Consider the following 24,674-nt stretch of genomic DNA (forward strand, 5'->3'; position numbering starts at 1 on the left):
GGCGTAACCATTTTGGCTACCGACGAACCGATGCCCGGAGCGAGATAAGAGGTTCCGATGATTCTGATTCACGCTTTCATACTCGTGGCGCTCATGCTCGCCTGTCCGCCAGTCGACGCGACCGATCACCTGTCGGCGCTCGGCAAGGCCATCTTCTTCGACCCCAGTCTGTCCGAACCGCCCGGACAATCCTGCGCCAGTTGCCATGCCCAGGCGACGGGATGGACGAGTCCGGACAGCGCGACCCATGCCGGCGGCGGCGTTCATGAAGGCGCGGTGCGCGGGCGCTTCGGTAATCGGCGCCCGCCGATGGCCGCCTATGCCTCCTTCAGTCCGCCGCTGCATCTCGACCCCGAGGAAGACCATTTCGTCGGCGGCAATTTCTGGGACGGCCGGGCGACCGGTTGGCTGCTCGGCAACCCGTCCGCGGAACAGGCTTTGGATCCCTTCCTCAACCCGGTGGAACAGAACCTGCCCAAGGCCGCCGAGGTCGTCCGGCGGGTGTGCGCGGGCGGCGCCGGGGAAGGGCTGCGCGCCTGGTTTGGCACGGAGGTCTGCGCCAACCCGGTGGCTGGCTTCAACGCCATCGCCCAGGCGATCGCCGCCTTCGAGGCGTCGCCGGAGATGAACGCCTTCAGCTCCAAATACGATTTCTTTCTCAAGGATCCCGCGCGTTATCCGCTGAGCGAGCAGGAACGTCTGGGTCTTGCGCTCTATGCGGACGAAGACAAGGGCAACTGCGCCGCCTGTCATCCGCAGACCCCCGGACCCCAGGGCGAGCCGCCGCTGTTCACCGATTTCACCTATGACAATCTCGGCGTCGGCCGCAACCCCGACAATCCCTGGTATGGCCTGAGCGAGCGCAATCCCGAGGGCGCGGGCTGGCGGGATGAAGGACTCGGCGGATTTCTCAAGCGGGTGCCGCGCTTCGCCGATCGTGCGGCGGAAAACCTGGGCAAGTACAAGGTTCCCAGCCTGCGTAACGCCAATCTCCGACCCAGCGCGGGGTTCGTCAAGAGCTACATGCATAACGGCGCCCATAAGAGCCTGGAAGAGGTCGTGCATTTCTACAATACCCGTGACCTAAAGCCGGATTGCGCCGGTCTTGCGGACCCCGCGCCGGGCGTCAATTGCTGGCCCGCGCCGGAGATCGGGGAGAATCTGAACACCGAGGAACTCGGCGATCTGGGTCTGAGCGCCGAGGAGGAAGCGGCCATCGTCGCCTTTCTGCGTACCCTCGACGATGGCTGGATGCCAGCGGCCGAGTGAGCGGCCACGCACAGGATTTTATGCCAATACCGCCCATTTCAGGTACGGACTCCGAGTCACGCGGCGCGGATTCTGGCAAGGCCAACACGAAAAAAGGCCGCCCGAATCAGGCGGCCCCAAGGCTCGCTCCCGCGAGCCGCTCTCTCAGCCCTCGCCGCGGCTCAGGCTCAAACTCCGCTCCGGGCGCGAGAAGTTGTGACAGGTAGCACACTCCTTGCCTTCTTTCTGGACATGCCGGCTGTGCACGCCCGCGAAATCGCGATCTTCCGACTCGTTTTCGTGGCATTGGGTGCAGATGCTGTTCAGATTGCCGTTGAGTGCCGTGACGCGGGTACCGATCACCGCGCTCGGCAAGGTCCGCAGTCCGTAACCGAGCCCCTGCATGTCCAACCGCGCCGGACCGCCGCCGAGCGCCTGGTGACAGGAACCGCAACCCGTCGCGTCGCCGCCCAAGGCGTTGGAGTCGGGTTCGACCCCATGGTTGATGGTCTGGTAGGTGAAGACCGGGACCGTGGTCGTACCGAGGGGCATCTCGGTATCGCCGGGGGTGCCGTTGCAGGCGCTGTCGGGATCCTCGCCGAGTCCCACCGCCACCGCGCGGCAGAAGCTGCCGGTGCGGAAGAACTCGAAGGTGGAGTGCCCAACCAGACTGTTGTCGGCGTCGTTGCGCGCCAGCTTGCCCCAATGCTTCTTCATGGGATAGAGCTTGGCGGTCGCGCTCGTCACGTTCCCATTGGGCATCCCCAGGGCATAGGCCGGGCTGCCGGCGCTGAAGCCGCCGACGAAGTTGGCCGCGACCGTGGCATCCAAGGGAACCGTGGGCACACCCGCCAACGACTCTTCCAGATAGACCACCTCGGAGGTGCCGTCGAACCAGGTGTAGCTGGGAATGAGCGACGCCGTCCCCAGACCGCCCTTGTCCTCGCGGGGGAGCCAGCCGCCGCGCCCGTTACAGGCCGAGTCGGACGGATGCGGATCCTGCCAGTCGCGGGCGATCTCGGTGCCGACCGCCGCCTTGGCGTAGCTCGGGATATGGCAGGTCTGACAGGCGACCTTCATGGCGTGCTTGTCCTTGCTGGAGCCCTGGGTGTTGCTGAAATCGCCATGCGGGCGGTTGTCATGGCAGCCGCCGGTCTCGCAACTGAAACGCTCTGCCACGTCATTGGCCCGCAGGTCAAGTCCGCGACCGCGCATCCGGTGGCCCTCGCCATTGGTTCCGGTTGCGCTGTGACAATCCGAACAGGTCAGGTTGGCGCCGTCCGGACTCATGTGCAGGTCGTGCGTGAGGGGCGGATTGATGTTTTCCGTCGACAGATCGCCGCGCTTGGCGCCATCGGCCCCGCCCGCCCCGGCATGACAATTGAGACAGGACTGACGGGTGGTGGCATGGACGTTCTGCGCCGCCGCCAGGGTGGTGAGCGGCATGGGTGTCATGGGGACGGACGCGGGCAGGATGTCGATGCCCGCCGGCTTGAACAGGAAGTCGCCTGCCAGACTCACCTTCGGGATGCCCTGGAACCCGGTTCGCAGCAAGGCGTTGCCCTCGGCGCGGATCAGCGCGCCGGTTGCGTCCTCGGCCAGATTGAGCAGGCTAAAATCGCTGAAACCCTGCCCGGACGCGGTCCAGTCCGGGAAGCGTTTGTAGACCTCCTGATGGCAGGTCAGACAGTCAATGTTGGCGAGTTGCGCATGGGCCTCGGTCGACGCCGGATCAAGCTGCTCGAACAGCGATTGGGCCATCGGGAAGCGTCCATTCCCCACATGACAGCCGGCGCAGGTGAAGCGCGGTGAGTTCTCGTGCGTGCCGCAGTAGGTGTTGACGCCGGTCGCGACCAGATCGCCCGCCGCCTTGGCGGGTCGCTCGCCGGCCGCCGCAAAATCGCCCGGGATGTTGGTGACATTGGGGAAGGCCCCGCCCTGCTGATAATGCACCGAGCCGTGCATGTCGCGCGCCTGGTCCTCGTGGCAGGCGACGCAGACCTCGGGGCCGGCGTAGGCGGTGATATTGCAGTGCTCCGCGATGGGCGAGGTGCAGCCAACCTGCGGCGTATCCGAGATGGTCGCGGTGGTGGTCGAGGGCGCGGAGGTTGCGCCCGTATTGTCGGTCACGGTGAGGGCGACGCTGTAGCTGCCGACCGCCGCATAGATGTGGCTCGGGTTGGCCTGGGTGCTGGTGGCGCCGTCGCCGAAGGTCCAGGCGTAGCTGGCGAGGCTGCCGTCCGGGTCGGTCGAGCCGGCGCTGCTGAAATTTACCGCCGTGCCTGGAAGACCGCTGTAGGGGCCGTTGACCCTGGCCGTCGGGGTCTGGTTGCCGCCTGGAGGCGGAGGGTCGCCGCCGCCCGGTGACTTGGGCGAGCAATCAGACGGAGCCTTGTCGACCGCGCGTTCGGCCGTCTGTCCGTCCCGCTGGATGGCGCGCACCCGGCAGGGCACGGGCCTGGGCCGCTCTTCGCGGATCGACCAGGTGCCATCGCGTCGATCGGCCTCGTCGTCGTCGAGCGTTTGCGAGGGGGCGTAGGCGTTGACCAGGGTCACCTTGGCGCGCGGCGTGCCCCGCCCGGAGACGTTCAGGCGTCTTTCCCGGCTGTCCCAGGAGGCGCGATCAATCCTGAGCTGGGACGGAGAGGAGTCGTCATCGCGCTCGTGATCATCCCGATCGTCATCGGCGAACGCCATGCCCACCGATAACACGCAGACCGCGACCAGGGCGAGCGCGACCGTCAAGCTACGCCAAACCCGTTTCCGATCTCGTGCCGGTGGTGGTGCGCCAAGGATGCCTGTTTGTTTGGACGCTCTCATCATTCTGTTCTCTCACTGGTTATGAAACGCGGTGCCTCCTGGCGTCGGCCACGGACGCCGGGGCGTTTGGCCCACTGGGAAACCCTTTGTTCATCGCTGCTTGGAACGCCAGCCTAGCCCGCCAAGCCTTAAGGGAACCTTAAGGCTCGGGGGCTTCGTGACGAGAGATATGGAATATGCGCGGGAGGATGGCGTGACGACACGCACCGCCGCGACGCCGGAGCGATGGTTTTACTGCTCGGTGATCTGGTGAGATCGATCACGACCGGGATGCGGAACGGAGTCCGCGGCAGGCTTGCAAAAAACGACCTCGACCAGCAGGCCCTGCCCATCCTCCGCGTCGAGCAGCTCGATCCCGACACCATGCAGCTCGCAGATCCGCCGCACGATGGCCAGACCGAGCCCGGCACCGGGCTCGGTCTGACCGGGCGGGCGATAGAAACGATCGAAGACCCGCGTCCGGTCCTCGGCGGGGATACCCCGGCCCGAGTCCTCCATCCGCAGCAGAACCTGTTCCCGACGCACGCTGACCGTCACGGCGACGCGCCCGCCTACCGGGGTGTATTTGATCGCGTTGTCCAGCAGATTACCGACCAGAATGCTCAAGGCCCCAGGCGAGACGCCGACCAGACCGGGCTCGCCTTCCGGGATCTTGCAGGCAAGTTCGATGGACTTGGCGCGCGCCGTTCCCTGCTTGTCCGCAACCGCTTGTTTCGCCGTCTGGACCAGCGAACAGGTTGCGTGCTCGGTTTCGTGCGCCCGCGATTGCAGTCGGGACAGAATCAAGAGCTGGGCGATCAGATGGGTCGCCCGATCAACCCCGCGAATGAGTTTCCCGAGCGCCTCGGAGCGTTCCTCGGGGTCGCGGCTGCGCTGGGCGATCTGCGCGTGGGTACGGATGATCGCGAAGGGGGTACGCAGTTCGTGCGAGGCATCGGCGGCAAAATGGCGCTCCGCGTCCAACGCCTGTTCGAGCCGGGCCATCAAGCCGTTGAGCGCATGGATCAGCGGTCGGATCTCGCCCGGCACGCGGCGCGCGTCGATGGGGGCCAGTTGCTCGGCCGAGCGGTGCCCGATGGCGCGGGCGAGCCGGCTCAGTGGAAGCAGGCCGTCCGTGATCGCCAGCCAGATCAGGAACACGGTGAGCGGCAGCGACCAGAGGATGGGTTGCAGCGCATGGAGCGTCAGATACTCGATGAGTTCCCGCCGGATCCCGTCATTCTGCGCCACATAGATCACCTCGTCGGAACGCCCCGTCGGGAACCCGAAGACGCGCCATTGGGTCGACCCGAGGGTCTGATCCGAGAATCCCGACTGCCGTGCCAGGGGTTCCAGCGGCGCGGCGCCGAAACTGCCGATCAGCACGCCCTCCCGCCAGAGCTGGAAACTGATCATGGATTCGTAGGGATGGCCGATGGGCGACAGGGTTTGGGGCGCGCCAGCGATGCTGGGCAGATCGCCGGCGAGCGTGATCTGGCGCAGGAAATGCGCGGTCTGGGCCAACTGCGCATCCATCAATTCACCGACCTCGTGACCCGAACGATTCCAGGCAATCAGGGCGATGGCGATCCAGATGACGGTCCAGACAAGGCTGAGTGACAACAGCAGGCGGCGGCGGATCGATCTCATGGCGAGGGTTCCGAGACGAATCGATAGCCGACGCCGCGCACCGTGAGGATCCGGTGCTTGCCGAGTTTCTGACGCAGGTTGTGGATATGCACTTCCATGGCGTTGCTCTCGATCTCGTCGCGCCAGCCGTAGGTCGCCGCCGCCAGCCGCGCGCGTGGCACCACCCGGTCGGCGTTGGCGACCAGCTTTTCCAGCAGGGCATACTCCTTGGGCGAGAGTGACAGCGGTTGTTCGCCGAGCGTCACGGTGCGCCGATTGGTATCCAGCGCCAGCGCGCCGGCCTGCAACAGCGGTGTCGCATGCCCCTCCCGGCGGCGCGCGAGCGCGCGGATCCGCGCGCTCAGTTCATCGAGATCGAACGGTTTGACCAGATAATCGTCCGCGCCGGCGTCCAGTCCGGCCACTTTATCCGCGATCGCATCGCGGGCGGTGAGGATCAGAATCGGCAGATCGATCCCCTGGCGGCGCAGATCGCGCAGCAGGGCGAGTCCATCGCGTCCGGGCAGCCCGAGGTCGAGCACCATCACATCGAAGTGCTCGATCCGCAGCGCATGCTCGGCTGGATCGGCGCTGTGCACCCAGTCCGCCAGATAGCCATCCTGGCCAAGCCCGGTCTGCAAGCCCGCGCCTAGGAGTAGGTCGTCTTCGACGATCAGGATGCGCATGAGGGGGCGATGGTCTTGAGGAGGCTCAGCTCTCCGAGCCATCATGACCCAGACTCGCCGGATCCTGATGGATGATGATGTCGGAATCCGGATAGACGCCGCGGATCTGGGCCTCCACCTCATCGGCAAGACGATGCGCGTGCAGCAGGGGCAACTGATCGTCGAGCTCAAGATGCAGTTGGATGATCAGCGACTGGCCGGACTGGCGGGTGCGCAGGCCGTGCAGGCCACGCACCATGGGCACGCTCAACGTCAGCGTGCGGATGTGCTCGCGCTGTTCCTCCGGGAGCTCGTGATCCATCAGCATCTGGATCGCCTCGCGACCGATGTGCGCGGCGCTGTAGAGGATGTAGGCACCGATCGCGAGTCCGAAGATCGGATCGAAGCCGGACCAGCCGAGGCTCGCCAGACCCAGCGCCACCAGGGTCGCCGAATTGGTGGCCAGGTCCGTGGCATAGTGCAGCGCATCCGCGCGGATGGCGGGCGAGCCGGTCCGACGGATGACATGATGCTGGAACGCGAGCAGCGCCAGGGTGATGAGGATGGCGAAGCCGATGACCGCCACGCCGATCCCGATCTCGACGACTGGCTGCGGATGGAACAGGCGGTCGATAGCCTCCAGGGCGAGGAACCCCGCCGAGCCGGCGATGAAGGTCGCCTGAACCAGGGCCGCGAGCGCCTGCGCCTTGCCATGACCGAAACGGTGCTCGGCATCCGGCGGCAGCAGCGACCAATGCACCGCCAGCAGATTCACCAGCGAGGCGGCGGCATCCATCGTTGAATCCACCAGCGAGGCGAGGACGCTGACCGATCCGGTCAGCAGCCAGGCCACGAGCTTGGCCAGGATCAGCAGACCGGCCGTGGCCACCGAGGCATAGGTGGCGAGCCTGAGGAGTCTGCCGGTCTCGGCGGAGGTTCCGAGCGAGACCGGCTTTGGGTTTGCCTCGGGATTCAAGGCGCGTATCTCATGGCTGAATTCTCCCGCTCTCAGCGTTGCGGAGGCAGCGGCGGCTGCATCATCTGCTGGCGATGCTGGGCCTGTGCCAAGTCAAATTCCCGTGGGTCGACCAGACCGTCGCCGTTGAGATCGATGGCTTTGAAGTCAGGCGCGTTGGCCAGGTTGCGCATCGCATAACCCTGCTGCGACCGCTCCTTGATCCGGTTGGCCCGTGCCTCGTAAAACTCCTTCTCGGTAAGGGTTCCGTTCTGGTTCAGATCGAATTCAGCGAAGGCCGGCATGTTTCTCCCCATGCCACGGCCCATCCCCGGCCCCATCCCCATGCCGGGCCGGCCTTGCATGAGCGCTTGGTGCGCGGCGGCGAATTCGTCGGGCAGCAACTGACCGTCGCCATTCAGATCGAAATCCGCGAAGGTCGGAGCGTTGGCCGCCCCGCGCATCGGCGCGCCGGTGGCGGCCCGCGCAGCCATCCGCTCGGCATGGACCGTATTGAACTCCTGTTCGGTGACGATCCCGTTGCCGTCCTGATCGAAGGCGGCAAATGGCATGGGGCCGCGCGGGGGCGCGTTCGTGGGTTGCGCAAGCGCGGGCAGGGCGCCGCAGGCAGCGGCAATCGCGAAGCTCAGGGCGATGGTTCTGGGCGTGTGGTTCATCACAATCCTCTGGTTGAAACCTCCCCCTTCAGGGGGATAATGCGCACGGGAGAGGGGTAACCTCTTCCGTGCAGTGTCGCCCGGCTTGCCGGGCGCGGATTGAAACATCGATTGAAAGGCGGTCGGCGCCACGTTCAGTGCGCCGGAAACTCGGCTAGCGGGGGCGTTTAACACGCCCCCCTGCCGCCACCTTGATTGTCATTCGAAAAAGGTCAATAAACATGGAGAAATCGTGAATTCAGCGAAATTGCTGTCTACAGCGATGCGTGTTGCTTCAGATAAGGCCGATCCAGCGCAAAAACCACGCGGGCCATGCGGACATGGTTGATACGCGGCTTAATCGTCATCCTCACGCCCTTTGTGTTCGTCATGTTGATCAGGTTCGCCGCGGCTACGCCCCCAAAGATCCTGGCGGGTTTGGCTCTTCAAGGTGCCAATGGTTGAATTCCGTCTCTCGTGCTCGTCGCCTTCGCCTTCCTCGTCATCGCCGCTACGGTGACACTCGACGCAGTTCTCGTAATCCTCGATGCCTTCTTCCACATGCTCCGCGCGGATGTTCGAGCGTGAGTGCTCGTGACAGCCGTAGCAGGTATAGCGGCTGTAGTCCTGTTCCACATGACAGGTGGCGCAGGCGGTCCGGTGATCCTCATCGAAACGGAAAAACTGCTCATGGTCGAGGGTGGCCGGCGTCCAGGCCTGCTGCGAATGGCACTGACTGCAATTGGCGACCAGCTCCCGGTGCAGGCTGTCCCCAGGATTGCGGTGACACCCGTTGCACTCGCCGCGCAGATTGACTTGCAACAGCTCATGCGAGAACTGGCCGATGGGACGGAAGGATTGCACGCCCTTGTGATCGCTATGACAGGCGACGCAGTCCTGTTCGATCAGATCCTGATGGAAGGGCGTTAGTTTCCGCTCGTGGGCGATCGATAGCCCCGTGGTGGTGACCAGGCCGATCTCGGCGGGCTTGTGGCATTGTACGCACTTCGCTGGCCGACTCCCGATGAACGGGGTATGACAGGCGAAGCAATCGGTCTCCAGCGACGCATGGGCGTTGATCAGCTTGCCGGGCTCGACCATGATGCGTGGATAAAAGATGGCGAGCAGCACCAGCAGCACCAGATTCGCCCCGACGACCAGGAAGATGAGTTTCGTCTTCATTATTTCCACTGCCAGAACAGAAAGATGCCGAGGATGTGCGCCAGTCCGAGCACCCCAAAGGCGAGCGTGATCGGGAAATGTACGCTCCGCCATTGCTTCATCAGATCCACAGTCACCGCGTCCCAAAAGACCTCCTGATCGATCGTCTGATTGCTCGCTCCATCGGCTTCATAGGCCGCGCGTTTCGCGCTCAAGTCGCGCCGCGAGCGGTCCAGCAGGTACTGCCCCGTCATTCCGCTCGCCAGCGTGATCAGCATCGCGATCAGGGCCAGCCAAGGCAGCAGGGTGTAGACATGGATGCCGGCGTGCACCAGGATCATCAGCGCCCCCAGCCAGGTCAGCACCTGATGCAGCCGCAACAGCTTTTTCGGCTCGCCGAACCGGATCAGCTTGCGTTTGCGCATCGAATAGAAGAACGACAGCAGGATCAGAAGGGTGCCGGGGATGCCCAGATAACGCCCGACCCAGACCAGATCCAGGAGATGCAGCAGGGCATCGGTGATGGCGGTCGCGATCAGCAGCGACCCGAACAGCGCCAGAAAGGGAAGAACGTCCTTGCGAATGATCGAACGTTTCATGGTGGTTCCTATAGAGCCAGCGTCAGGTCGGTGGCCGGGGTCGTGATACAGAGCAGGCAATGGCCGGGTTTCACGTCTGCGTCCGGTGTCTGCTGGTAGCTGACCTCGCCGGACTCGATGGCGGTCTGACAACTGCCGCAACTGCCGGCGCGACAGCCCGAGTCGACCCGGATGCCCTGATCCTCGGCCAGTTCGAGCAGCGATTCGGCGGCGGGATTCCACTGGACGGTCTTGCCCGATTGGCTGAAACGCACCGCCATCGGAGCGCTGACCGCCGTCGGCGCTGGCGTCCGACGCTTGGTCAAGGAGGCGGGACCGAAGGCTTCATAGTGGATGTCCTCGGGCGCGACGCCCGACGCCTCCAGCGCGGGCACCAACATCTCCATCATGGGCGGCGGGCCACAGACGTAGAACTCATAACGCCCGAAATGGAGTGTCCGCTGGAGTAGCTGGATATCGAGCCAGCCCTGGTGCTGGTAGTCGACGCCGGGGATATCTTCCTCGGAAGGCTCCGCGTAGCAGACCTGGAGACGAAACTCCGGATGCGAATCGCACAGGCTTTCCAGGTGTTCCTTCATGATGTGCTCGCCCCGGTTGCGCACCCCATAGAAGAGCCAGACCTCGCGCGGATCGGCCCAATGGGCCAGCGTGTTCAGAATACTGAGCAGCGGCGTGATGCCGATGCCGCCGGCGATCAGCACGATCGGCAGTTCCCCGTCCTCGTTCAGGTGAAAATGCCCCGAGGGTGCCCGGACCGAGAGGCGCGAGCCTTCCTGGATGCGGTCGTGGAAGTGGTTTGAGGCGATCCCCGGAGGAACATCGGACTTGCCGGGTGGCGCCGGAACCCGTTTGATCGATACTCGGTAGTGAGTGGCGCGCGGACGATCCGAGAGCGAATAGCAACGCACCACGCTTTTCGCCGCGCCGCCAGCGGAATTCGGCACGTCCAGCTTGAAGGTCAGGTATTGACCCGGCCGGTAGAGCGGGAGCGGCGCGCCATCGGCGGGGACCAGAGAGAAGGAACAGACGCTGGCGTTACCATCTTCGATCACCCGGCGCTGGACCACGAAATCCCGCTCGCCCGACCAGGCCGGCGCCGGCGCTCCGGTCAAGGCCGGTGTGGGCAAGGCGTCGAAGGTCTGGTCGGCGGCCGTGCCGGCTTTTGGATCCAGCGCGCCAACCTCGGCCCCTTGCCGTTCCAGCGCGCGGTATCTGGCGCGTTGGCGAGACAGCACCCAGGCCACGAACCCGACGATCTGGCCCAGGATCAAGGTGCCGATCAGGAGTGTAAAGGTCGTGGTGCTCATGGTGTCTGTCCTGTTCGATGAGTGCGTCGGATGGGCAAGGCGCGGCGTGCCCGTCGTCCAAGGTCGCATCAATCCTCCCAGCGGCCGTGGCCGGGGATGCTAACCTGATGCTCGTTATAGACGCCGTCCGCCGCCCCGCGATGGCAGGTGTTGCACTGGCTGAAACTGCCGACCTCGGGATTGCCGGTGACCAGTCGCGCCGGGATTTCGTCATGCTGACGCACGAAATAGCGGGTTTCGGTGATGCGCGGCAGGACAGCGCCCTGGCGGGAGCCCTTGGCGCCCGACGCGACGGCAAAGGCGCGAGCGCGTGTCTGTTCGGCCTGATCCGCGGCATTGGCGATCAGATAGGCGCCGATCTCCTGGCTGAGATCGTCCGTCAGCGAGGCGTCATCGCCGTAATGGTTGCCGAGCGCCGCGGGATCCATGACCCGCGCCCAGGCATCCGCCGGGAGCAGGCCAGGCTGATAGGCCAGGTGGCAGGAGCCGCATTCCTGGCCGTAGGTGGCATTGGTCACCGGGGCCACGTCGGCGCCGGATGTCACCCAACCGCCGCGTTCGCCACGCTTGCCATGCCGATCATCGTCATCGTCGTCATCGCTGAAGGCGACGCCGACGGCACCCAGGCCGAGCAGGCTGGCGGCCAGAATCACAAGGATTCGCTTGGGATGGTTCATGGGTCAGATCTCCGGGATCACTGAGTTTTGATGTAGGCGACGAAATCAGCCTTTTCGGTGGTCGTGCATTCGCGGCCCATCGTCCAGCGACAGTTGCGCAGCAGCCACTTCTCGATTTTGGCCTGATCGGTCAGCCGCTTCGGATTGACCGACGGTGCCAGCGGCTCGATCGTCTTGCCGGTGTTGGCCTGACGGCCCGACTGGGTCAGATCGCGGCCATGACAGGTCGCGCAACTGCGCGCCGCCGAGTCATCCGATGCTGGATATTCCTTGGTCCAACCCGCCTTGCCGGCCGCCGCATCCGCGGCGAGCAGGGGCGTTGAGAGTGTCAGTGCGCCCGTGGTGACCAGAACGATTGCAAGCGGTGATGTCATGAGTCTTCTCTCCGTTTAAAGGCGGTGCGTCTGGCGGTCGCGATGGACCGCGAACCTGGGCGCAGATTACGGGGGGAAGGCTGACAAAACGCTGTCGGTCATGGTCAGTGATCGGTCAGGGGGTCGACAGAACCAGAAGGAAACAACCGAGACGCCGAGCGGTCCTTCGGGTTAACCTTCCACCCGGTCAGGAATGCCGATGTGGTGGCACAAGATCGCGTGCCCCTTTCCACCGATGGCGGCTGGGCCATGCAATGGAACAGCGTCAACCCATCTCCCGCCACGTTCCACTGACCAGACGCGCGCTGTCGATGCTCAGCGCCTTCGCCATGCAAGGCCCGATCGCTTCGCTGAGGCGAAGACAAAACCCGCTTGAATCACTCACACCGAGGACACTGCCAATGAAGACGAACTGGTTACGTCATGCACTCGTATTCTTCCTCTCCGCTGGTCTCGCCCTGTCGTTCTCCGCGCTGGCGGAGGACGGACCTGATGCCGCCAAGGCGCTGGTGGAGAAGGTCGCGGCCTTTTATCAGGCAAACGGCAAAGCAGCGACCATCGAGACACTCAACCAGGCCGATGGCCCGTTCTCCCAGGGATCGCTCTATGCGTTTGCCTACGATCTGACCGGCACCATGGTCGCCCACCCGAAAAACCCCAAGCTGGTCGGTAAGAACCTGATCGATGTGCCGGATGCCGACGGTAAATTTTTTCGCAAGGAGATCATCGAAACCGCCCAGACCAAAGGCGAAGGCTGGGTCGACTATCTGTATAAAGACCCGACGACCAGTCAGCTCGAACCCAAGACCACCTACCTGAAACGACTGGACGACATCGTCGTGTGCGCCGGCACCTATCGGAAATAACCTGTATGCGATCCTCGACCTTCCGGCAGCAACTCTGGTTCATGGTCCTGGTGGTCATGGTGCTGTTGTTGACCTTGGCGGTTTCCGGATGGTGGGGGATCCATCGCGTCCGTCAGAATCTGGATCACCTCTACTCGCAAAGCGTGGTTCCCGCCGAAAGCCTGATGCGCACCCTGGATGTGATGCACCGTATCCGCACCCAGGCCCTGTTCGCCGTGACCGAGGAGACGGACGCCGCCGCGGGCGCCGCCTTGGCCGCGCTCTCCGAACTGGATCAGGCCCTCGCCACGCACTGGCAAACCGTCAACAGCCGTTTCGACGATCCCGATCTGCGCGCGGCGGGGAATCGTTTCGAGCAGAACTGGGCCGCTTACGTCAAGGCGCGCGATCAGTCGGTCCTGATGATCGAGGTCGGCGATCTGAGTTCCGCCCTGCACAACATGAAGTTCAACGCCGGGAAGCAATTCCAGCAGGCCGACGAGAGCCTCCAGACCATCATCCGTCGCCAGGGAGAACTGGCCAGTTCCTACCAGCAAGCGGCGAATCGTATCCAGGAGTGGTCCGAGCGCGGGGTGATCGCGATGGCCCTCATCGGCCTGGCGGTCTTTGCCTTGGTCGCCCTCGGACTGTTTCGCGGGATGGCGCGTCAACTCGGCGGCGAGCCCGCGTTGGCCGCGCGGATTGCCCGCCTGATCGCCGATGGCAGGCTCGACAACGAGATCCCGTTGAAGCAAGGAGACACGGGCAGCCTGCTGGCCTCGATGAAGGACATGCAGCAACAGTTGCATGATCGTCTCGGCGCCGAACGGCAAGTCTCGGCCGAGAGCCTGCGCATCCGCCATGCCCTGAATAAAGTGACCCTCCCGGTGACGGTCTCGGATGAACACAACACACTGGTTTACATCAACGATGCGGCCCGAGCCCTCTGGCAAGGCATGTCCGTCGAGATCGCGCACCGACAACCCGGCTTCGATGTCAACCAATTGATCGGAAGCAGCCTTGCCAACTACTTCGAGGATGAGGAAACGCGCGCGGCCTACCGCGCCGAACTGTCGGGTGCGCGCACGCTCGATACGCTTCTGGGCGGGCGAACGCTGAGACTCACGGCCAGCCCGGTGCGGGATGAGGCAGGCGCCTACCAAGGACGCGTAACCCATTGGCAGGATCGCACCCTCGAAGTGGAGATTGAACGAGAGATCGCCGACATCCTTGGCGCGGTGGCCAGCGGCGACTTGACCCGCCGGATCGAGGTCGCGGGCAAGGAGGGCTTCTTCCTGCAACTCGCCGAGGGATTGAATCGATTGATGGCGATCGTCGCGAGCAGTCTGACCGACGTGGTGGCAGTGCTGAACGCGATCGCCCGCGGCGACCTGACCCAGACCATCGACGCTCAGTACGAAGGGATCTTTGGCCAGCTTAAAGATGACACCAATGCGACGGTCGCCCGCTTACAGGAGGTCGTCGGACGGATCCTGGAGGCATCCGAGACCATCGGCAGCGCCGCCAACGAGATCGCGGCCGGGAATTCCGATCTCTCGGGACGCACCGAGGAGCAGGCCGCGAGCCTGGAGGAGACAGCCAGTTCGATGGAGCGGCTCAATGCCACGGTCAAGCAGAACGCCCAGAACGCCGATCAGGCCAATCGACTGGCGCAGGAGGCCAATGCTCTCGTGACCCGTGGCGGGGAGATGGTGCAACAGGTCGTGGGCACCATGGGCGCGATCCAGGAATCCAGCCGGCGCATCGCCGACATCATCGGCGTGATCGACGGAATCGCCTTTCAGACCAACATCCTCGCGCTCAACGCCGCCGTGGAAGCGGCTCGGGCCGGCGAACAGGGGCGCGGCTTCGCCGTGGTCGCTACCGAGGTTCGCAATCTGGCGGCGCGCAGCGCCCAGGCGGCCAAGGAGATCAAGGGGCTCATCGCCGACTCAACCGCCAAGGTCGATGGCGGGGCGCAACTGGCCAGCCAGGCCGGTGGCACCATGGAGGAGATCATCGTCGGGTTCCGGCAGGTTGCGACCTTGGTCGATGGGATCACCCACGCCTCGCGCGAGCAACATTCCGGCATCGAACAGGTGACCAAGACTGTCGCCCAGATTGACGAGGTGACCCAGCAGAATGCGGCCCTGGTGGAAGAGGCCGCGGCGGCGGCCGAGAGTTTGGAAGACCAGACGCGGGTGCTGATTCAGGCGGTGGCCATGTTCAGGCTGGCGGGATCAGGCGTCGTCAAGCCGCACGGCACGTCTCAACTGTCCACAGGCGCCCACCTCGCTTCGCCGCCAACCCGAGGCAATCCGGTGACGTCTGAAAAGACCAACCGCGCGTCCATCCAGAAGGACAAGCCCATTGCATCGCTGGCTGGCGACGACGACCAATGGACAGAGTTTTAACCCATGTCATCGTTAAACTAAACAACCACCGGGCTAAAGCCGGTGGTTTGAGTAACGGACTGAAAGTCCGGATATGCGTCGACTAAACGACGCATCGTGATGGCTCGACCTTGAATTCGCTGGAGGGATCTGGCATCAAAATGATGCCCCAAGCTGGGTATTTCCGGTGCGATGCCGTCCTTTGTTTATGCGGTTAATGTGGGATGGCGCATCTTTACTGGGTGGCGAGCTTCAGGTTAAAACGCTGGAGCGCCATTCGCTGATAGTGATCGATCAGGGTAGGGTGATGTATGTCTGTCTGTGTCTGCGGTTCCGGTGGTGAATTCGATGATTGCTGCGCGCCGATTCTGGCCGGTCAACCAGCGCCGACGGCGGAAGCCTTGATGCGCTCGCGCTACGCGGCCTATGTGGTCGGCAATCTGGATCACCTTGAACGCACGAACATGCCCGAGGCGCGTGAGACGTTCAACCGCCTCGACGCCGAGCGCATTGTCGAAGAAACGACCTGGCTAGGGTTAGAAGTCCGCCGCATCATCGCTGGCGGTGTTGACGATCCGACCGGCCAGGTGGAATTCGTGTTCCGCTATCGCCAGCAGGGACGGACATTGATGCAACACGAATTAGCGCAATTCTGCCGCGAGAATGGGGCCTGGCGGTATCAGAGCAGTGAAATCAATCCGAAATCGCCTCCAGTGCACGTCTCAAAAGTCGGCCGTAACGACCTCTGTGCGTGCGGATCTGGCAAGAAATCCAAAAAATGCTGCGGGGTCTGATGCGGTGGGCGTCAGACGCCACGCCAAGCCGGCCACGCCCACGCACCACTTCGCCTGCACCGCGTGCGGCAAGTGCTGTTATGGATGGCTGCCACTGACGCTCGCGGATGCCTTGACGCAGGCTGGACGCTTTCCGCTGGCCATGGTCTGGACGCCGGTTCCCCAGACCAGTCGTGCGTTTGATTTGACCGCGCAATTGGGCACGACCGTCCAGCTTGCCAAACGCAAGCGGGTTGCCGTCTTGATCGCGCCGACCGCCTATCTTCCTCCGTCTTTTCCCTGTCCGGCGTTGTCGGCGGAGAATCGATGCGTCATCCATGCCGAGAAGCCGCTGCGGTGTCGTTCCATGCCCTTCTATCCCTATCGTCGGGCGGCGGATCAGGCGGATATGCTCGTTCCGCGAACGGGGTGGGTTTGCGATACTTCTGCCAGTGCGCCAGTGGTCTATCGGAACAGGGGCATCGTCGATCGTACGGATTTCGATCGCGAACGCGCGGCCCTTCTCGCGCAAGCCCCGATTTTACGTGCTTACGCCGACACCACACTGCAACACTATCCTGAAGTGATGGGCCGTTTGCAGCAAGCGGCGCAGAACCCCGCGACGGGACGCTTTGTCGTCGGTTTCTGGTCCTTTCTGCGCCAGCATCGGAGTGAGGATCTCGTCACGTTCGCCAAGGCACAACATCCAGTGCTCATTGAATTTTCAGACCGGACCGCAGATCTGCCAACGCTTGCTGAGTATCGCCGCTACTATCAGGACGCCGCAGCGGAACTGGCTTGGTTCGCGCAACGCGCGTAAGGCTTGGCAGCGGTCCCTTAGCCTTTCGGTGACTGCTTTCATGAAGCCGGCGTGACCCCCGCTCAGGCCCCGCCGCAGTCATGACAAAGCTGGAGTTCATCAGTCTTCTCTCCGCTTGAATCCGGTGATCATGGCGCCGATCAGGTTCTCCCGATGCGACAGGCTGGAAAAGGCCACGCCGGCCAAGTGAACGATCACCAAAGCGAGCGTGAAGTTGGCCAGGACTTCGTGGACTTCTTCCAGGCCCTCTCCCCAGGACTCAGGCATGCCGCTCATCAGTCCCGCCAACGGGCCGGCGAATTCCTGGGCGCCATAGAGCGCCATCCCGCTCAATCCGGTGGCCGTCACCGCCAGCAGTAGCAACAGAATCATGGCGCCACCGGCGGGGTTGTGGCCGAGATAGTGCTTGGCGCGAAAACGCAGAACGTCGGCCAGATAGGCGCGAATCTCGGCGGGTCCGCGCACGAAATCGCTGAACCGGGCATGCCGGGTGCCGATGACGCCCCAGACCAGACGGACGGCGATCAGCGTCAGCACCAGATAACCGGCCCAGACATGGACGCCGAGCAGGTCGTCCTCGACGATGAAGGCGGTCGCGAAACCGGCGGCGAGCGACCAGTGGAAGATCCGTACCAGCGGATCCCAGACGCGGACTTGCGTGCTGGCTTCGGGTGTGGCGGTCCCGAGTGAATCGGTCCCGGTCGGGATTGCGGTTTGTGACGTCATCGGTTTGCTCCTCGATTGACTGTGTTGGTCAGTCGGTCGCGATCGGTCGCGACCTTGGGAGCAGACTAACGGGACGACGCTGACGGAACGCTGTGCGTCACTGTCAGCGAACGGTCAGCCATAACCGGGGCATAATGCGCGGCATGTCCCTCAAGCCGATCCATTGCCGCCTGCCCGTCGTCATGCTGGGCCTCCTGCTCTGCGCCCCCGCGCGGGCGGATCGTTTCGGCGACGGCGGTTCCCGTCGGCATGACCACGAGCATGCCCATCAGGCGCTGGCCCGGGGCGAGGTGCGCCCGCTCGCCGAGATCCTGGCGCGGGTCGCCACCGAGGCGCCGGGCGAGGTGGTCGATGTCGAATTCGAGCGCGAGAACTGGCGCGGGGCGAAACTCTGGGTCTACGAGCTTAAGATCATCGCCGCCGATGGCCGCCTGCTGGAGGTGCTGGTCGACGCCGCGACGGGCCGCATTCTGGAGGTCGAGCAAGACTGATGCGTATCCTGCTGGTGGAAGACGACGAACGCGTCGCCGAGGGCGTGAGCGCCGTGCTGAATGCGGCGGGGTTCGTCGTCGACCGCGCGCGCGACGGCGAGGACGCCTGGTTCCGGGGCGAGACCGAAAGCTATGCCGCCGCGATCCTCGATCTCGGGCTGCCCGGCCTGGATGGCCTGTCGGTGCTGCGCAAATGGCGCGCGGCCGGTCAGCGCCTGCCGGTGCTGATCCTCACCGCACGCGGCGACTGGAGCGAGCGGGTCGAGGGCATCGATGCCGGCGCCGACGACTATCTGCCCAAGCCCTTTCGCATGGAAGAACTCGTCGCGCGACTGCGGGCGCTGATCCGTCGTGCCGCCGGCCAGGCGAGCGCCTTGCTCGTTCATGGCCGGATCGCGCTCGATACCCGCCGCATGGCGGTCAGCGTGGATGGCGTCCCGATCCATCTCTCGCCCCAGGAATACCGCCTCGTCAGCTATCTGATGCAGCACGCCGGGCGGGTCGTCTCCCAGCTCGAACTCACCGAACAGCTTTATGCGCAGGATTTCGAGCGCGACTCCAACGCCGTGGAGGTGCTGGTCGGGCGGGTGCGGCGCAAGCTCGGCACGGAATTGATCGAAACCCGGCGCGGGTTCGGATATCTGGTCGAATCAGACCGGCCATGACGCGCCACTCGCTCCGCGTCCGGCTCTGGATCGGCGCGGCCGTCTCCATTACCGTCGCCCTGCTGGTTGCCGGGGTCGGTCTCGTGACCCTGTTCGAGCGCCACGTCGAACGACGGATCGGCGATGAGCTGAGACGCGAACTCAACCAACTCGCCGCGGCCATCACGATCACCCCGGCGGGAACCGTAAACCTCATCCGCGAACCGCTTGACCCGCGCTTCGAACAGCCCCTGAGCGGGCTCTACTGGCAGATCGACAGCGACGGCCAGCCCGGACTGCTGCGCTCGCGCTCGCTGTGGGACGCGATGATCGCACTCCCCACCGATCTGCTCGAACCCGGCGGCGTCCACACCCATGAGCTGGCAGGCCCGGCCGGGCAATGGCTGCTGGTGCGCGAGCGTCGGATCCGGATGCAAGCCTCCGGCCATTCTCGCGTGCTGCGACTGGCAGTCGGCCAGAACCGCGCCGAGCTTACCGCCGCGCGCAACGCTTTCGCCGCCGACATGCGTCCTTATCTGGGCCTGATCGTGCTGCTCCTCGCGCTCGCCACCCTGGTCCAGATCCAGACTGGGCTCGCGCCCCTGGAGTCCGTCCGGCGCGGCGTTGGTGCCATCCGCTCCGGCCAGGATCGGCGGCTCGCCGACGACTATCCCGACGAGGTCATGCCACTCGTCACCGAGGTCAACGCACTGCTCGACGCCCGCGCCCAGGCCGTCGAGCGCGCCCGCGCCTGGACCGCCGATCTGGCGCACGGACTCAAGACCCCGCTCAGCGCGCTGGTCGCCGATGCCCAGCGGCTGCGCCAGGATGGCCATCCGACGCTCGCCGACGACTTGGAGCAACTCGCCACGACCATGCGTCGGCGGGTCGATCGCGAGCTGATCCGCGCCCGCGTGCGCTCGGGCGCGGCGACCCATCAGGCCAGGGTCGAGGTGGTGGACACCATTGGGCGCCTGCTCCGTACCCTCCGGCGTACCCCCGACGGCGAGCGGCTTGAATGGCAAATCGATGCGCCGCCCGCGGCCTACGCAGCGCTCATGCCGGACGATCTGCTGGAGTTGCTCGGCAACCTCCTGGAGAATGCCGCGAAATGGGCGCGCGCACGGGTACGGGTCTGGGTGCGCGCTGGGCCGCACGCCCGACAGGCGGGCGCATGGATTGAGATTCGCGTGACCGATGACGGCCCCGGCGTCCCGACCGCACTGATGACACGGCTCGGCGAGCGCGGTCTGCGTTTGGACCAGGCCAGGGAAGGGACTGGCCTCGGACTCGCGATCGTGCGCGATGTCGTGGATGCCTATGCTGGAACGCTGACCTTTCGTCCCGCCAGCGAGAGCGGGCTGACGGTCAGCGTGCATTTGCCGGCAGCGTGCTGATCTGTCGCGGTATCGCCATCGTTCTGCCGCGCCTTACTTTCCGTATGGATCTCCCGCTCCCGCCAGTCTTGACCGCTCCTTTTCGATTGACATCTTGGCGTTATTGGCGTTCTTGGCGGTTCGACCGCGCTTTCCAGGATACATCGAGACCCAAGACGTGGAGATGGCGATGAAAAAAAGACCCCGCACCTTGCCGCGGCGACCTGTCGGCGCCGATTCGACGCGGATCGCCTGTTTCTTTTCGACCTCGGGGCACAGCGGGGTGGACCGTGCGGCGGGGCACCTGATCCCGGCTCTGGCGCGGCGGGGCTATCGCGTGGATCTGCTCAAGGTACGTCAGCATGGCCCCGAGTTGGAGGAGATCCCGGAAGGCGTCACGCTGATCGATCTCGGCTCGCGCCATACCCTGGCCTGCCTGCCCGCCGTCATCCGCTATCTGCGTCGCTGTAGACCGGCCGTGATGCTGTCGGACAAAGACAAGGTCAACAGAGTGGCGCTGTTCGCCCGCGCACTGGCGCGCGCTCCGACGCGCCTGGTTCTGCGCTCCGGCACGACGATCTCGCTCGACCTCGCCACCCGCGGCGCGCTGGAACGCTGGATCCAGCGTCACTCCATGGGGTGGCTCTATCCCTTCGCGGAGCAGGTGATCGTCGCCAGTTCCGGGGTCGCCGACGATATGACGGATTACACCGGATTGGCGCGCGCGCGAATCCGCGTGGTGCCGCCGCCGGTGATCCCGGCAAACCTATTCGCGTCGGAACTGCCGCGTCCGGACCATCCCTGGTTCGGCCAGTCCGACACGCCACTGATTCTGAGCGCCGGAGAGCTTTGCAGCCGCAAGGATTTCGCGACTCTGCTGAGGGCCTTCGCCCGCCTGCGCGCCGAGCGTTCCTGCCGACTCATGATCCTGGGCAAGGGCGCGGCGCGCGAACGTCTGCTGGCGCTGGCCGAGACTTTGGGCGTGGCCGCGGATTTCGCCCTGCCAGGTTACGTCAGAGACGCCCATGCCTATATGGCTCATGCCGACCTCTTTGCCTTTACCTCGCGCTGGGAGGGATTGGGCTTCGTGCTGATCGAGGCGCTTGCCGTGGGGACGCCCGTGGTCTCGACCGACTGTCCTAGCGGTCCACGCGAGATTCTGGACGGTGGGCGCTATGGACCGCTGGTTGCCGTCGGCGACGATGCCGGTCTCGCGCGCGCCATGCTGGCGACCCTGGATCGTCCGCTGCCTAAGCGCGTGCTACAGCAAGCCGCGCAACCCTATGAGATCGAGGCCAGCACGGATGCCTATCTGAATGCCATGGGTTTAGCCGCGAGAGCCTGGAGTTGAGCCAGGGGCGTTTCAGCGGCGGCCGGCTGGCGGACATGGATGCCGTTCTCACCTCCACTCCTCGCCCGCGATCTGCAACCGCGTTGAAGCCGGTGGCGTCTCGATCATCTCCACCATCCGTCGCGCCATATTGCCGAGCGATATCGGCGAATGATCCCGCCAGTGAGCACGCACGAAGCCGAAGAAGTAGAGATACAGCAGGTACTGACGGATCAGTCCGGCGTCTAGCGGTTCGCACAGGGCGCGTTTCAGTTGGGCCGCCAACTCGCCGCGCTCGCGCACCGGATAGACCAGTCCGTCGCGGACATAGAAGTTATTGCCCAGGGTCACCACCGGTTTGCCGAAGATCATGCCTTCGATGCCGACGGTGGAGTTCACGGTGATGACGCAGTCGGCTCGCTCCAGGATTGCCCGCACATCGCCCCCGCCTACCCAGATCACCTCGGGAAAAGCCCGAACGACCGGGTCGTAATCGGTCTTTCTGACATCCGCCGGATGGAGTTTGACCACCAGCCTTAATCCGGGCTCGACCTCTCGCAACGCCTGATCGATGTCGGCGATCGCCTTGCCAAGCCGGTTGCCATATAGCGGCGAGTGGATGGTTAATTGGCTGTCGCTGCTCACTTGGAGTGGAAAAAAGGCGAACCGCTTCGGCAAAGCGGGAGGTTCGCGGGAGATGAGCCGATTGGCTCGGATCGCGGCGGGGCGTTGCCTCAGGTCGATCCAGCTTTGAATGAGATACGCCATCCAGGAAGGACGGACTCTTCCCCTCTCCGGCCCCAAACACATTGGCTTCCGACCGGCCCGATAACCGGCGATGACCGCGTCGAACTCCCGAATCCGCGGTTCGGAATAGGAGATCGTCCGAATGTCGGAGAGACCCATGCGCCAGCCGATGGACGCGAAGGCATTGACGCCCTCGGGGTCGAGCTGCAAGGTGTTCGGCAGATATCCATTTTCGCCAAACAGGAGTGGAATGCCGCGCGCCCTGGCCAACTGCTCGGTCACCGCCGCGGCCAGGCCGGATCCGTTCCAGAGAAAAACGCCCCGCGGCTCGATTGCCGCGAGGAAGCGGTCCAGCTCGCTGACCAGCCAGCAAAAGTCGGGCGAAGATTGACGAACTCTATCGCGATCCGACGCCTTGCGCAGGCGCGCGACGAGCGACTCGGGGTCGATGCCGAGGCTTGCCGGCCAGGCGGCCGCCTGGCCCGAACGGCGCCTGGGATAGATCTCCTGTCCGAGCCGGCGCAGCAGACTGCGACTTTTGACGTGGCGGGAAAAAAAGACGGGAATATAGTCAGGCGCGAGACAATCGCCCACGCCGACTAGGAACTGGACCAGATTAGGCCCCGGATCGATAAACACGATAGGCGATGCGGTCATGCGCGCGGCAACCGATGGTTGGTCTCGTGTTCCACAATGCGGTAAAGCGATTCCCGCGCAAGCCATCGATCCGGATCCGGTCTCCTCACCGCGCATCGCGCTTGCCGCCCCGGCCCGCTTTGGTTAGTGCGGCCCGGAAACCATCGCGGACATTCATCGCGGCCTGGTTGGTGCAGGTCAGATTCGCGGTCAGTCGGTTCTTGCATTCCAGATCCAAATAGAGATAAACGGGTTCCTCCGGCCTGTTCTGAATCCAGACAAGCGTCAGAAGACGGTCTTCGCGCTCGTCCTGCTGCGCCGCGATCAGGAGTCCTGGACCCAGGATTTCATCTCGGATATCCGCTTGGGCGCGAACATAGGCTAGTGCCTTCTCCCAGGTCTGGAGGCACTGCTCGCTGTCATGACAGATCACGAGGTTGCTCGACAGCGAGCCCGCTGCCGCTTTCCCGGTTGCTTCGGCGGATTCGGGAAGCTGCCTGAGGTTTCGATAGCGCAACATTATCTGGTCAAACTCCTTGCGGATCGACTCTTTGCGAAATTCCTGTTCGATGATCGTCGCATAGCCATCGCGGATGCGTTGTTCGGACTTGGCGATGGCATCCTGAAAGTGCGCGGCTACCGGCTTCCCGCTCCGCTTCAGCTCGGCGGTCTGCTTGTGCAGCGCTCGCAGACGTCGCTGTTCGAACCGAATGCCATCGCGTGTGGTCTGGCCCAGGGCCTCGACGGCGGCGACCTTGCCCTCCCGCGCCAGGGCCAGATCCTCAAGGGAGCGAAAACGCTCCAATAAAGATTGATTCTCGGCCTTTTCATGCTCGATGCGTCGCACTTGCTCCTGTTGCATGCGTTCCCGTTCCTGTATCCGCCGCATTTCCTCCGCCGTGGCCGCGGGGGCGACCGTTTCGGTTCGAATCCCCTCTTGACTGAGTCGGGTGTGCCCCTGCTCGATCTGAGCGGGCGGTATCCGATCGGCATAATGAACGGCGCCACTGTCGTCGACCCACCGATAGGTTTGCGCATCGGCATACCCAAGGCGTATCGACCAGTCAGCCCCCGGACAGACAACGCCCAGCACGCCCAGCATCATGACGATTGGCCAGGGATCCGCGCGAGCGGGACGTCGCGCTATCTCACACGCCATACATGGCGCGGTAGTCACGCATGGATTCAGCAACGCCATGCTCATTCGGCTGTTCCTCCAGGTACGCAATCAGATCGGTCAGGGTGAGGATGGCGTGGACCGGCAGACCGAAGGTGGCGCGAACCTCGTCCACGGCCGACCGGTCGCCCCGCCCTTTTTCCTGCCGATCCAGTGCAATGACGACCCCCGCGGGCGCCGCGCCCGCCGCGCGGATGATCTCGACCGACTCGCGCACCGACGTACCGGCCGTGATGACATCGTCAATGATCAGGATCCGCCCTGCGAGCGGACTGCCGACGATCAGACCGCCTTCGCCATGATCCTTGACCTCCTTGCGATTGAAGGCATAGGGTGCCTCCTGTCCGTGCTCGGTCGACAAGGCGACGCTAGTCGCCGCCGCAAGCGGGATCCCCTTGTAGGCGGGGCCATAGAGGACATCGTAAGCGATGCCCGAGGCGATGATGCCATGGGCATAGGCCTGGGCGAGCCGGGCGAGCCGGGCACCGGTATCGAAGAGACCGGAATTGAAGAAATACGGGCTTTGGCGGCCGGACTTCAGCGTGAAATCGCCGAATCCGAGGGCGCCGATCTTGATGGCGAAGTTTAGAAACTCTCGTTGGTAATCATGCATTGCGACAGGCTCGGCGACAGGAAAGTGAATGAG

Annotated in this window: 23 protein-coding genes; 9 read left to right on the forward strand and 14 right to left on the reverse strand. The window is 64.2% G+C overall.

Annotation, left to right across the window (positions count from 1 at the left end):
* Positions 1–57: 57 nt before the first annotated feature.
* Positions 58–1,269, forward strand: a complete 1,212-nt coding sequence (locus CCR95_RS07595) for a cytochrome-c peroxidase (RefSeq protein ID WP_201093249.1) — start codon at positions 58–60, stop codon at positions 1,267–1,269.
* 144 nt (positions 1,270–1,413) lie between these two features.
* On the opposite strand, the gene CCR95_RS07600 is transcribed toward CCR95_RS07595, so the two are convergent.
* From CCR95_RS07600 to CCR95_RS07645, 10 genes are all read right to left on the reverse strand, one after another.
* Positions 1,414–3,993 (reverse strand): PKD domain-containing protein, encoded by a 2,580-nt coding sequence (locus tag CCR95_RS07600; RefSeq protein WP_201093250.1) that lies wholly within the window; start codon positions 3,991–3,993, stop codon positions 1,414–1,416.
* Between the two features lie 306 nt (positions 3,994–4,299).
* Positions 4,300–5,697, reverse strand: coding sequence for an ATP-binding protein (locus tag CCR95_RS07605; RefSeq protein ID WP_201093252.1), 1,398 nt, complete (start codon positions 5,695–5,697; stop codon positions 4,300–4,302).
* Positions 5,694–6,362, reverse strand: a complete 669-nt coding sequence (locus CCR95_RS07610) for a response regulator (RefSeq protein WP_201093254.1) — start codon at positions 6,360–6,362, stop codon at positions 5,694–5,696. The genes CCR95_RS07605 and CCR95_RS07610 overlap by 4 nt, the downstream gene beginning before the upstream one ends.
* A gap of 25 nt (positions 6,363–6,387) precedes the next feature.
* Positions 6,388–7,317, reverse strand: a complete 930-nt coding sequence (locus tag CCR95_RS07615; protein WP_201093257.1) for a cation diffusion facilitator family transporter — start codon at positions 7,315–7,317, stop codon at positions 6,388–6,390.
* A 32-nt stretch (positions 7,318–7,349) separates the two neighbouring features.
* Complete coding sequence (locus CCR95_RS07620) at positions 7,350–7,973, reverse strand: EF-hand domain-containing protein (protein ID WP_201093259.1); 624 nt, start codon at positions 7,971–7,973, stop codon at positions 7,350–7,352.
* A 336-nt stretch (positions 7,974–8,309) separates the two neighbouring features.
* A complete protein-coding gene (locus CCR95_RS07625; RefSeq protein WP_201093261.1) occupies positions 8,310–9,134 on the reverse strand; it encodes a cytochrome c3 family protein in 825 nt (274 codons plus the stop codon).
* Positions 9,134–9,712, reverse strand: a complete 579-nt coding sequence (locus tag CCR95_RS07630; RefSeq protein WP_201093263.1) for a hypothetical protein — start codon at positions 9,710–9,712, stop codon at positions 9,134–9,136. The genes CCR95_RS07625 and CCR95_RS07630 overlap by 1 nt, the downstream gene beginning before the upstream one ends.
* Positions 9,713–9,720: 8 nt before the next feature.
* Positions 9,721–11,019, reverse strand: a complete 1,299-nt coding sequence (locus CCR95_RS07635; RefSeq protein WP_201093265.1) for a 2Fe-2S iron-sulfur cluster-binding protein — start codon at positions 11,017–11,019, stop codon at positions 9,721–9,723.
* 68 nt (positions 11,020–11,087) lie between these two features.
* Complete coding sequence (locus tag CCR95_RS07640; RefSeq protein WP_201093267.1) at positions 11,088–11,696, reverse strand: diheme cytochrome c; 609 nt, start codon at positions 11,694–11,696, stop codon at positions 11,088–11,090.
* Positions 11,697–11,713: 17 nt separating this feature from the next.
* Positions 11,714–12,070: a DUF1924 domain-containing protein gene (locus CCR95_RS07645; RefSeq protein WP_201093268.1), complete on the reverse strand. Its 357-nt coding sequence runs from the start codon at positions 12,068–12,070 to the stop codon at positions 11,714–11,716.
* Between the two features lie 254 nt (positions 12,071–12,324).
* Here CCR95_RS07645 and CCR95_RS07650 point away from each other — a divergent pair, with 254 nt between their 5' ends.
* The 4 genes from CCR95_RS07650 to CCR95_RS07665 all read left to right on the forward strand — a co-directional run bounded on the left by CCR95_RS07650 (position 12,325) and on the right by CCR95_RS07665 (position 16,901).
* A complete protein-coding gene (locus CCR95_RS07650) occupies positions 12,325–12,936 on the forward strand; it encodes a cache domain-containing protein (RefSeq protein ID WP_201093270.1) in 612 nt (203 codons plus the stop codon).
* Between the two features lie 5 nt (positions 12,937–12,941).
* Positions 12,942–15,329: a methyl-accepting chemotaxis protein gene (locus CCR95_RS25805; protein WP_201093272.1), complete on the forward strand. Its 2,388-nt coding sequence runs from the start codon at positions 12,942–12,944 to the stop codon at positions 15,327–15,329.
* Positions 15,330–15,619: 290 nt separating this feature from the next.
* Positions 15,620–16,102, forward strand: a complete 483-nt coding sequence (locus CCR95_RS07660; protein WP_201093274.1) for a YchJ family protein — start codon at positions 15,620–15,622, stop codon at positions 16,100–16,102.
* A gap of 4 nt (positions 16,103–16,106) precedes the next feature.
* Positions 16,107–16,901 (forward strand): YkgJ family cysteine cluster protein, encoded by a 795-nt coding sequence (locus CCR95_RS07665; protein ID WP_201093276.1) that lies wholly within the window; start codon positions 16,107–16,109, stop codon positions 16,899–16,901.
* 99 nt (positions 16,902–17,000) lie between these two features.
* Here the strand turns inward: CCR95_RS07665 and CCR95_RS07670 are convergent, their stop codons facing one another.
* Positions 17,001–17,627: a cytochrome b/b6 domain-containing protein gene (locus CCR95_RS07670; protein WP_201093278.1), complete on the reverse strand. Its 627-nt coding sequence runs from the start codon at positions 17,625–17,627 to the stop codon at positions 17,001–17,003.
* Positions 17,628–17,770: 143 nt separating this feature from the next.
* Here CCR95_RS07670 and CCR95_RS07675 point away from each other — a divergent pair, with 143 nt between their 5' ends.
* The 4 genes from CCR95_RS07675 (at position 17,771) to CCR95_RS07690 (ending at position 21,489) form a co-directional block, all read left to right on the forward strand.
* Positions 17,771–18,118 carry a PepSY domain-containing protein gene (locus CCR95_RS07675; RefSeq protein ID WP_242523115.1) on the forward strand — a complete coding sequence of 116 codons (348 nt, stop codon included), beginning with the start codon at positions 17,771–17,773 and terminating at the stop codon, positions 18,116–18,118.
* On the forward strand, positions 18,118–18,783 hold the full coding sequence (locus CCR95_RS07680) for a response regulator transcription factor (protein WP_201093282.1): 666 nt from the start codon (positions 18,118–18,120) through the stop codon (positions 18,781–18,783). Before CCR95_RS07675 ends, CCR95_RS07680 begins: the two co-directional genes overlap by 1 nt.
* The gene (locus CCR95_RS07685; protein WP_201093283.1) at positions 18,780–20,159 is read left to right on the forward strand and encodes a sensor histidine kinase; all 1,380 of its coding nucleotides are present in this window, start codon (positions 18,780–18,782) and stop codon (positions 20,157–20,159) included. The genes CCR95_RS07680 and CCR95_RS07685 overlap by 4 nt, the downstream gene beginning before the upstream one ends.
* A gap of 169 nt (positions 20,160–20,328) precedes the next feature.
* A complete protein-coding gene (locus tag CCR95_RS07690) occupies positions 20,329–21,489 on the forward strand; it encodes a glycosyltransferase (protein WP_201093284.1) in 1,161 nt (386 codons plus the stop codon).
* A 48-nt stretch (positions 21,490–21,537) separates the two neighbouring features.
* Here CCR95_RS07690 and CCR95_RS07695 read toward each other — a convergent pair whose 3' ends face one another.
* From CCR95_RS07695 to pyrE, 3 genes are all read right to left on the reverse strand, one after another.
* Positions 21,538–22,872: a capsular polysaccharide export protein, LipB/KpsS family gene (locus CCR95_RS07695; protein ID WP_201093285.1), complete on the reverse strand. Its 1,335-nt coding sequence runs from the start codon at positions 22,870–22,872 to the stop codon at positions 21,538–21,540.
* Positions 22,873–22,957: 85 nt separating this feature from the next.
* Positions 22,958–23,956, reverse strand: coding sequence for a DUF4124 domain-containing protein (locus CCR95_RS07700; protein WP_201093286.1), 999 nt, complete (start codon positions 23,954–23,956; stop codon positions 22,958–22,960).
* 43 nt (positions 23,957–23,999) lie between these two features.
* Positions 24,000–24,641, reverse strand: a complete 642-nt coding sequence (gene pyrE, locus CCR95_RS07705) for an orotate phosphoribosyltransferase (RefSeq protein WP_201093287.1) — start codon at positions 24,639–24,641, stop codon at positions 24,000–24,002.
* Positions 24,642–24,674: the final 33 nt, after the last annotated feature.

Origin of the sequence: Thiocystis minor (assembly GCF_016653465.1) — a bacterium.
Classification (GTDB): domain Bacteria; phylum Pseudomonadota; class Gammaproteobacteria; order Chromatiales; family Chromatiaceae; genus Chromatium; species Chromatium minus.